We start from the raw sequence: 9,537 nt of genomic DNA on the forward strand, positions 1-9,537 counted from the left end.
CGCATCGGCCGGCCGCGGGGGGCGGCGGCGCGGGTCCGGTGCGCGGTGCTGCCGGTGCCAAGCCAGGCGCGCAGCGGCGCCAGCCCGTCGTTGGTCACGTGGCCGGTCCACACCAGGTCCCAGACTGCCGTGGACACCTCGGCCTGGCTCGGCAGGGCGTCGTCGGGACGCAGCTGGCGGACCCGCTCGGCGAGCGCACCGAGGAACCACGCGCCCCCGCCGAGCAATGCCTCCAGGACGGCGTCGTGCAACGGGGTGTCGGGTGCGGCGTCGGCGGGGCGCAGCGTGAGGTCCGCGACGGCGGTCGGGTGCAGCGAGACCAGCCCGTCGTGCCCGGCCAGCGACCCGTGCCCGGCCCAGACGACCTCGCCCGCGGCGGTGAGCTCGTCGAGCATCGCCGGGGTGTAGTCGACGACCCGCGCGGGCAGGACGTGGGTCTCCCAGGCCGACGCCGGCAGCACCGCGCCCGCCAGCTGCTCGACCACGCGCGCGACGCCGTCGACGCCCCGCAGGGTGCCCGTCGCGGAGCTGCGCCCCGTGCCGCCGACCGGCTGGACGCCCTGCCAGCGCGGCAGGAACACGCCGAGGGCCTGCGGGTCGACGGGCTCCACCTCGGCACGCAGGGCGGCGAGGGACCGGCGGCGCAGCATCCGCAGGACGTCGGCATCGCAGAACTCGTCGCCCGTCCCGCCGAGCACGTCCGGCCGCAGCCGACCCTGGACAAGGACGCCGCGGCTCTCCAGCCGTCGCAGGGTCTCGGTGACGACGGCGACGCCCCAGCCGAACCGCGTCGCCGCCTGCGCCGCCGTGAAGGGACCGTGCGTGCGCGCGTGCCGGCGCAACAGGTCCCCGACGGGGTCCGGCACCAGCTCCGTGAACACCTCCGGCACCCCCACCGGGAGCGCGACCCCGAGGGCGTCACGGAGCCGGCCCGCGTCCTCGACGGCGGCCCACTGCTCGGCACGCTGCGGCGGGACCCCACCCAGCCGGACGCGGATGAGCCGACGGGCGGCCTCGAGCTCGGCCAGCCACGCCGGCACCTGCTCGCGAACCTCGGTCGACGTCCGCTCGGCCAGCTCGTCGGCCGTCAGCGGCCCGTACCGCCGGACCGCGTCAGCCAGCTGCTCGAGCGTGCCGGCCTGCCGTTCGGGCGCGCGCCCGCTCAGCTCCGCCTCGGTGCGCAGCACGGCGTCGGGGTCGAGCAGGTCCGCCAGCTGCGACTCGCCGCCCTGGCCGAGGAGCTCGGCCAGCAGCGTCGGGTCGAGGGTCAGCGCCGCCGCGCGCCGCTCGGCCAGCGGGGCGTCGCCGTCGTACAGGAACTGCGCGGTGTACCCGAACAGCAGGGACTGCGCGAACGGCGACGGCTGGGTGGTCGTCACCTCGACCACCCGGATCCGTCGCGCCGCGACGTCCCGCATCAGGGTGGCGAGCGCCTCCGTGTCGAAGTCGTCCTGCAGGCACTCGCGGACGGCCTCGAGCAGGATCGGGAACTCCGGGTAGGCGGCCGCCACCGCCAGGAGCTGTGCCGAGCGCTGCCGCTGCTGCCACAGGGGCTGGCGGCGGTCCGGCCGGCGGCGGGGGAGCAGGAGGGCGCGGCTGGCGGCCTCGCGGAAGCGCGCACCGAACATGGCCGACGAGCCGAGCTCCGCCTTGACCGCGTCGAGCACCTCGTCCGCCTCGATCAGCAGGTCCGCCAGGTCGATCACCGGTCCAGTCGACTCCGCCCAGGGGTCGTCGACGGCCTGACCGTCCACGGCGTCGAGCATGTCCGGCAGGCGTAGCACGATCCCGTCGTCCGAGTGCATCGCCGCGGCGTCGACCCCGTAGCGCTCCCGCAGCCGCGCGCCGATGACGATCGCCCACGGGGCGTGCACGCGCGCGCCGTACGGGGAGTGCAGGACGACGCGCCAGTCGCCGAGCTCGTCACGGAACCGCTCGACCACCAGCACCGAGTCGGTGGGCAGCTCGCCCGTGGCCGCGCGCTGCTCGGCGAGGTAGGTGAGCAGGTTGTCCGCCGCCCACGGGTCCAACCCGGCCGCCTCGACGCGGGTGCGGGCGTCGTCGGGCGGCAGCGCGCCCAGCTCCCGGACCCAGGCGCCCATCGCCTGACCCAGCTCGGCCGGCCGGCCGGGGGAGTCGCCCTTCCAGAACGGCAGCCGCCCGGGCACGCCCGGTGCGGGAGTCACGAGCACGCGGTCCGGTGTGATGTCGTCGATCCGCCAGGTGCTCGACCCGAGCGTGAACATGTCGCCGACGCGCGACTCGTAGACCATCTCCTCATCCAGCTCGCCGACGCGCTTGCCGCCGCGGACCGTGCCGCCGGTGCGCTCGGCGTCGACCGGGACGTCGCTCGTGGTCGCCCCGCCGGCCAGGAACACCCCGAACAGCCCGCGGTCCGGGATGGTGCCGCCGCTGGTGACCGCGAGCCGCAGCGCGCCGGGCCGCCCGCTGAGCACGTCCCGCACGCGGTCCCACACGAGCCGCGGCCGCAGCTCCGCGAACTCCTCGCTCGGGTACCGCCCCGCCAGCATGTCGAGCACCGCGCGCAGGGTCGCGTCGCCCAGCCCGGAGAACGGCGACGCCCGCCGCAGGACGGTGGCGAGCTCCTCGAGCGGCCAGTCCTCGACGGCGACCATCGCCACGATCTGCTGCGCGAGCACGTCGAGCGGGTTGCGGGGGATCCGCATCGACTCCAGCGAGCCGTCCCGCATGCGCTGTGCGGTGACCGCGGCCGGCACCAGCTCGCCACGGAAGGTGGGGAACACGATCCCGCGGGACACCGCGCCGACCTGGTGGCCCGCCCGCCCGACGCGCTGCAGGCCGCTGGCCACCGACGGCGGCGAGCCCACCTGTACCACCAGGTCGATGGCGCCCATGTCGATGCCCAGCTCGAGCGAGCTCGTGGCCACCACCGCGGGGAGGAGACCCGCCTTGAGCTCCGACTCCGTCCTGGTCCGCTCCGCGCGGCTCATGGAGCCGTGGTGCGCGCGCGCCAGGATGGTCGCCGCGTGCCGGGTGTCGACGCCCACGGCCGTGCCGGACTGCGCGGGCACCGCGGCGGCCTGGAGCGTCGCGGGGTCGGGCACGTCCTGCCCCGAGCGCTCCGCCCAGACCTCGTTCATGCGCGCGGTCAGCCGCTCGGCCCCCCGCCGGGAGTTGGTGAAGACCAGCGTCGACCGGTGCTCGGCGACCAGGTCGACCACGCGCTCCTCGACGTGCGGCCAGATCGACGGCCGGGGCAGCGGCCCCGCCGCGGCGCCCGACAGGTCGAGGTCGTCGGGGGTGACCTCGAAACCGCGCAGGTCGGACAGGTCCGGCACGGGCACGACCACGTCCACGACGACCTTCTTGGTCGACGGCGGCTGGACGACCGTGACCGTCCGGCCACGGTCCTCCCTCGTGCGCGCGCCGCCCAGGAACTCGGCGACGGCGTCGACCGGGCGGACCGTCGCGGACAGCCCGATGCGCTGCGCCGGTCCCGGCCCGCCGGGGTGATCGAGGAGGGCGTCGAGCCGCTCCAGGGACAGGGCGAGGTGCGCTCCGCGCTTGGTGCCGGCCACCGCGTGGATCTCGTCGACGATGACCGTCCGTACGCCCGCCAGACCCGCCCGCGCGCCGGAGGTGAGCACCAGGTACAGCGACTCGGGGGTGGTGATGAGGATGTCCGGCGGCTTCGTCGCGAAGGCGCGGCGCTCGTTGGGCGGCGTGTCGCCGGTGCGGATGCCGACCGTGACGTCGGGCAGCTCCAGGCCGAGGCGGGCCGCCGCCTGCCGGATGCCGACCAGCGGGGAGCGCAGGTTGCGCTCGACGTCGGTGGCGAGCGCCTTGAGCGGTGAGACGTACAGGACGCGGCAACGCTCGACCGGGTCGGCCGGCCGTTCGCCCGTGAGGAGGCCGTCCAGCGCCCACAGGAAGGCGGCGAGCGTCTTGCCCGAGCCGGTGGGGGCGACCACCAGCGCGTGGTCGCCGCCGGCGACCGCCGTCCACGCCCCCAGCTGCGCGGTCGTGGGCTCGGCGAACGCCCCCGTGAACCAGGTCCTGGTCGGGTCGGAGAAGCGCTCGAGCACCACCGGGCCATTGTGTCCGTCACCACCGACACCCGCGCGCGGCAGGAGGGAGCGGGGTGGCAGGCTGTGCCTCGTGAGGCTACGAGAGTTCTGGCTGCTGGTGGACGAGGTCCTCGGCAGCGCGCACGGCCGCGAGCTCGCGCGTGAGCTGGTGCTGCGCGGGCTCGACCAGCGCACCGCGATGCAGGCGCTCGACGACGACGTCGAGCCCCGCACGGTGTGGCACGCGCTCTGCGACGAGCTGGAGATACCCGACAGCGCGCGCTGGGGCGCGGACGCGCGCCGCCCTGCGCCGCCGCGAGGCTAGGGACCCCACCGATGACGGCGTCGGCCGGTGCCCGCCCGCCCGCCTGGGCCCCCACCGTGCGCGACGTCGGCGAGGCGGTCCTCACCCTGCTCACGACAGCTCTGGGGCTGGCGCTCGCGGTCGCGGCGACCCGGGGCGTGCGCGCCGACGACGCCGGAGCCGTCGTCCTCGCGGCCGTCCTCGTCGCGGCCGGAGATCTGCTGGTGCGGCCGTCCCTGCGCTTCCTTGCTCGCCGCGGCAGCGCCGTGCTCGCGCTGGTGGTCGGCCTCGTCGCGCAGGTGGCCGTGCTGTGGGGCGCCCTGTCGGTCGTCCCGGGGTTCGACGTCGACGACCTCTGGTCGGTCCTGCTCGTCCTCCTGCTCACTGCCGTGGTGATGGCGATCGGGCGGTGGCTCGTCGGAGCGAGCAACAGCGACTACGTCGTGTCCGACCTCGTGCGGCGCGCGCGACGCCAGGCCCGCCGCCAGGGAGTGCACGAGCCGGTCGCCGGTCAGCCGCGGGAGGCGGGGATGCTCGTCGTGCAGCTGGACGGCGTCGCCGCGCCCGTGCTCCGCGAGGCGTTCGAGGCGGGGCTCGCGCCGACCATGCAGCGGTGGACGGCGCTGGGCAGCCACCGCCTCGAGCAGTGGTGGGCGCGGGTGCCGGCGACCACACCCGCCAGCCAGGCGGGCCTCCTGCACGGCGACTCCTCGCAGATCCCCGCGTTCCGCTGGTGGGACCGGGACCTCGGCCGGCTCGTCGTCACCAACCATCCCGAGGACGCCGCGCTCGTGGAGCTGCGGCTGACCACGGGCAAGGGCCTGCTCGCCGCAGGCGGCGTGGCGGTGTCGACGATGTTCTCCGGTGACGCGGCCACGGCGTTCGTCGTGATGAGCCGGTCGCGCAGCAAGGGCCCCGACGGCGGGCTCGGACCGGGGCCGGCGTACCTGCGGTTCTTCGCGAGCCCGTTCGTGCTGGCTCGCGCGGCGAGCGTCGCGGTCGGGGAGATGCTCAAGGAGCTCTACCAGGCGCACCGGCAGCGGGTGCGCGAGGTCGAGCCGCGCATCTCGCGCGGCGGCTGGTACGTGGTGCTGCGCGGGATCACCAACGTGCTGCTGCGGGACCTCAACACCTCGCTGGTGTCCGAGGCCCTGCTGCGCGGTGATCCGACGATCTACGTGGACCTCGTCGACTACGACGAGATCGCCCACCACGCGGGCCCCACCCGGCCGGAGTCGCTCCGCTCGCTCGAGGGGCTCGACCGGGTGCTCGGCACGCTCGAGCGCGTGGTGGCGGTCGCCCCCCGGGACTACCGGATCGTCGTGCTCTCCGACCACGGGCAGTCCCTGGGTGCCACGTACGAGCAGCTGGGCGGCGAGACGCTGCTCGACTCCGTGCGCGCGCTCATGGCCGGGCCCACGGACGGCGTCGAGAGCAGCACGGGCGAGGACTGGGGTCTGCTCAACGCCCTGGTCGCCGACGTGTTCTCGGTGCCCCGCGGGTCGGCCGTCCTGGGCCCCGACCAGGGGCGCCCCCGGCCGCACGCCCCGGCCACCGGCCTGCCGGACGTCGTCACGGTCGGCTCGGGGAACCTGGGCCTCGTCTGGTTCCCGCAGGTGCCGCACCGGCTGACCCTCGAGGACGTCGAGGAGCGCTGGCCGGGCATGGTGGCACGGCTCGCCGCACGTCCCGGCGTGGGGGTCGTCGTCGTCGACACGCGGTCCCGCGGCCTCGTGGCGGTCGGACCGCGGGGCCTGGTCCTGCTGGAGCGGCCGGGCGCGGAGCCCGAGGGCGAGGACCCGCTTGCGCCGTACGGACCCCGCGGGCGCCCGGACCTCGTGCGTGCGGCCCGGCTGCCGCACACGGGCGACCTCCTGCTGGTGTCCACCGTCAGCGACCGCGGGCACGTGCACGCGTTCGAGGGCCAGGTCGGCTCGCACGGCGGCATCGGGGGCGCGCAGAACCAGGCCTTCCTGCTGCACCCGACGCGCTGGCCGGTCGCCGACGAGCTCCGGGAGACCGTCGGGGCGGAGCGGATGCTGGTGGGTGCCGAGGCCGTGCACGAGCAGCTGGTCCGCTGGGCCGATGCGGCGGGGCTCCGGCCATGAGCGTGCACGTCCGGTGGCTGGGCCACGCGAGCGCGGTGCTCGACGTCGACGGCGTGCGGCTGCTCACCGACCCGCTGCTGCTGCGCCACGCCGGCCTGCTGCGCCGCCGGGGCGCCGCCCCGCGTGCGCAGGACTGGGAGGGCGCCGACGCGGTCCTGCTCTCGCACCTGCACCACGACCACGCCGAGCTCGGCTCGCTGCGCCTGGTCGGGGACGTGCCGGTGCTCACCTCGCCGGCCAACGCCCGTTGGCTGCGCGGTCACGGCGTGCCGACGGCGCGCGGGCTCACGGACGTCGAGTGGTGGACCGTGCCCGGCTCGGACGTCCGGCTGCGGCTCGTCCCCGCCCTGCACGCGCACCGGCAGATGCCGCACCGGCCGAACTCCACGCACGGCTTCGTGGTGGCGACTGACGACGTCCGGATCTGGTTCGCGGGGGACACCGCCCCGTACGCGAGCATGTCGATCCTGCCGGTGCTCGCGGGCGGCCCCGTCGACCTGGCGCTGGTCCCGGTGGGCGGGTGGGGTCCGCGCCTGTCCGGAGGGCACATGGACCCGGTCCAGGCCGCACGCGCGTGCCGCAGCGTGGGCGCGCGGGCGGCCGTGCCCATCCACTGGGGCACGCTGCACGCACCCGTCGCCCGACGCCTGCCGCCGGGCTGGATGGACCGCGCCGGACCGGCCTTCGCACGTGCCGCGGCACGCCTGGCGCCGGGGGTGCGCGTGCACGTGCTGGCGCCGGGGGAGCAGCTCGCGGTCACCCCGACACGCTGACGGCGTGTCGCAGACATCGAACACCTGTTCGGCTAGGGTTGCTCCTGCGGGTGAGCGACCGAGCCGCCCACAGCCCCCGCCGGCACGTGCCGGGTCCCGGGGACGAGAGCGGCCCGGTCGGTATGTCGGTGGTCGGACATAGCGTCGCTCGCAACAAAGACCAGCCCCCGTACCGCAGCAGCAGCTGCTCGAGACAGACGAGGTCGACATGCCCGCACCGAAGGATCGCGAGAAGGCCCTCGAGGCCGCACTCAGCCAGATCGACCGCCAGTTCGGCAAGGGGTCGATCATGCGGCTCGGCGACGACGGGCGTGCCCCCGTCGAGGTCATCCCCACCGGCTCCATCGCCCTGGACGTCGCGCTCGGCATCGGCGGGCTGCCCCGCGGCCGCGTCGTGGAGATCTACGGCCCGGAGTCCTCGGGCAAGACAACCCTCGCGCTGCACGCGGTCGCCAACGCGCAGAAGGCCGGCGGCATCGCCGCCTTCATCGACGCGGAGCACGCGCTGGACCCGGAGTACGCCAAGAAGCTCGGCGTGGACACCGACGCGCTCCTCGTCTCCCAGCCGGACACCGGTGAGCAGGCCCTGGAGATCATGGACATGCTGATCCGCTCCGGCGCCATCGACGTCGTCGTCGTCGACTCGGTCGCCGCGCTCGTCCCCAAGGCCGAGATCGAGGGCGAGATGGGGGACAGTCACGTCGGCCTCCAGGCCCGGCTGATGTCCCAGGCGCTGCGCAAGATCACCGGTGCGCTCAACTCGTCCGGTACCACCGCCATCTTCATCAACCAGCTCCGCGAGAAGATCGGCGTGATGTTCGGGTCGCCCGAGACCACCACGGGCGGCAAGGCGCTCAAGTTCTACGCGTCGGTCCGCCTGGACATCCGCCGCATCGAGACCCTCAAGGAGGGCACGGAGGCCGTCGGCAACCGGACCCGCGTGAAGGTCGTCAAGAACAAGATGGCGCCGCCCTTCAAGCAGGCGGAGTTCGACATCCTCTACGGCGTCGGCATCTCCCGTGAGGGCAGCCTGATCGACATGGGCGTGGAGCACGGCTTCGTGCGCAAGTCCGGTGCCTGGTACACGTACGAGGGCGACCAGCTGGGTCAGGGCAAGGAGAACGCCCGCGCCTTCCTGCGGGACAACCCGGACCTGGCCATCGAGCTGGACAAGAAGATCAAGGAGAAGCTCGGCATCGGTGCGCGGGTCGACGCGCCTGCCGACGCCGTGCCGGTCGTCGACTTCTGAGCAGTGGCATGACCAGCAGCAACCGACGTCGAGGGCGGTTCGGCACCGAGCCGCCCTCGACCGGCTCGGCCGAGCAGGATGCCGAACCCGACCAGGAGTCCGTGGCGCGGGCGATCGCGCTGCGGCTCCTGACCTCCTCGGCCAGGAGCAGGGGACAGCTTGCCGACGCCATGGCGCGCAAGGGTGTCCCGGAGGACGTCGCCGACAAGGTGCTCGACCGGTTCACCGAGGTCGGGCTCGTGGACGACACCGAGTACGCCCGCATGCTCGTCAGGACGCGCCACGCGGAGCGGGGTCTGTCCCGCCGGGCGATCGCGGTGGAGCTGCGCCGCCGCGGGATCGACGACGAGACGGCCGGCGACGCTCTCGGGCAGGTGGACTCGGACGACGAGGAGCTGGCGGCCCGGGCGCTCGTCCGACGCAAGCTCGCCTCGACGTCCGGCCTCGAACCGCAGACGCGCTCACGGCGGACGTTCGCCGCGCTGGCCCGGCGCGGCTACCCGGCCGGGCTGGTGGCGCAGCTGGTCCGCGAGGAGCTCGCACGCGAGGGAGTGGACGCGTCAGGTGACCCGGACGGGTTCGACGCGGGCCTGTGACGAGGCAGACACGTCCGGACTCTCCGGACAGGCGTGCGTCGGCGGCCGCGACGGTGCGCGACAATGGCCGCCGAACCCGCGCGCCGGAACCGGCGCGCGGCCATGCCCGGCCGCTCAGGAGGACCGCGTGGACGCAGGCGCCATCGCCACCATCGTGGGGCTCCTCGGCGCGTGCCTGGTCGCCCTGGTCCTCGTGCTCGTCGCCCGTCGGGAGGCCGGCGTCCAGCGCACGCAGGCGGCGCGGGACGTCGCCTCCATCAAGGACGACGCGCGGGCGATGCTCGCCGACGTGGAGCGTCGCGAGCACCGGCTGACCGAGCGCGAGCAGCAGGTCGCGAACGCCCGCTCCGAGGTCGACGAGCTCGAGCGCCGGGCACGCGCCGACGCCGAGGCGGCCGCAGAGGCCCACCGCGCCGGCACCCGCCGCCTCGAGGAGGCCGATCGTGCCGCCGCTGCGC

General features: G+C 75.1%; 6 protein-coding genes and 1 pseudogene. 6 read left to right on the forward strand and 1 reads right to left on the reverse strand.

Annotation, left to right across the window (positions count from 1 at the left end; all coding sequences use genetic code 11):
* Window positions 1-4,070: DEAD/DEAH box helicase (locus RYN42_RS17915; RefSeq protein ID WP_315098233.1), on the reverse strand; the 4,070-nt coding region annotated here is incomplete at its 3' end.
* 70 nt (window positions 4,071-4,140) lie between these two features.
* On the opposite strand from RYN42_RS17915, the gene RYN42_RS17920 reads away from it, so the two are divergent.
* The 6 genes and pseudogenes from RYN42_RS17920 to RYN42_RS17945 form a co-directional block, all read left to right on the forward strand.
* On the forward strand, window positions 4,141-4,374 hold the full coding sequence (locus tag RYN42_RS17920) for a DUF3046 domain-containing protein (protein ID WP_315098236.1): 234 nt from the start codon (window positions 4,141-4,143) through the stop codon (window positions 4,372-4,374).
* Window positions 4,375-4,385: 11 nt separating this feature from the next.
* Window positions 4,386-6,461, forward strand: coding sequence for an alkaline phosphatase family protein (locus tag RYN42_RS17925; RefSeq protein WP_315098239.1), 2,076 nt, complete (start codon window positions 4,386-4,388; stop codon window positions 6,459-6,461).
* Window positions 6,458-7,234, forward strand: a complete 777-nt coding sequence (locus RYN42_RS17930) for an MBL fold metallo-hydrolase (protein ID WP_315098242.1) — start codon at window positions 6,458-6,460, stop codon at window positions 7,232-7,234. Before RYN42_RS17925 ends, RYN42_RS17930 begins: the two co-directional genes overlap by 4 nt.
* Before the next feature lie 208 nt (window positions 7,235-7,442).
* Complete coding sequence (gene recA, locus RYN42_RS17935) at window positions 7,443-8,483, forward strand: recombinase RecA (protein WP_315098245.1); 1,041 nt, start codon at window positions 7,443-7,445, stop codon at window positions 8,481-8,483.
* Between the two features lie 8 nt (window positions 8,484-8,491).
* Window positions 8,492-9,079, forward strand: coding sequence for a regulatory protein RecX (locus tag RYN42_RS17940; RefSeq protein WP_315098248.1), 588 nt, complete (start codon window positions 8,492-8,494; stop codon window positions 9,077-9,079).
* Between the two features lie 127 nt (window positions 9,080-9,206).
* Window positions 9,207-9,537: pseudogene (locus RYN42_RS17945) on the forward strand (ribonuclease Y); the annotation flags it as partial.

The organism is uncultured Cellulomonas sp., from assembly GCF_963527515.1.
Taxonomy (GTDB): domain Bacteria; phylum Actinomycetota; class Actinomycetes; order Actinomycetales; family Cellulomonadaceae; genus Cellulomonas.

Bases quoted from the DNA above. Each gene is read 5' to 3' on its own strand.
- RYN42_RS17925 (WP_315098239.1), top strand. From the start codon at position 4,386: ATGACGGCGTCGGCCGGTGCCCGCCCGCCCGCCTGGGCCCCCACCGTG.
- RYN42_RS17930 (WP_315098242.1), top strand. From the start codon at position 6,458: ATGAGCGTGCACGTCCGGTGGCTGGGCCACGCGAGCGCGGTGCTCGAC.
- recA (WP_315098245.1), top strand. From the start codon at position 7,443: ATGCCCGCACCGAAGGATCGCGAGAAGGCCCTCGAGGCCGCACTCAGC.
- RYN42_RS17940 (WP_315098248.1), top strand. From the start codon at position 8,492: ATGACCAGCAGCAACCGACGTCGAGGGCGGTTCGGCACCGAGCCGCCC.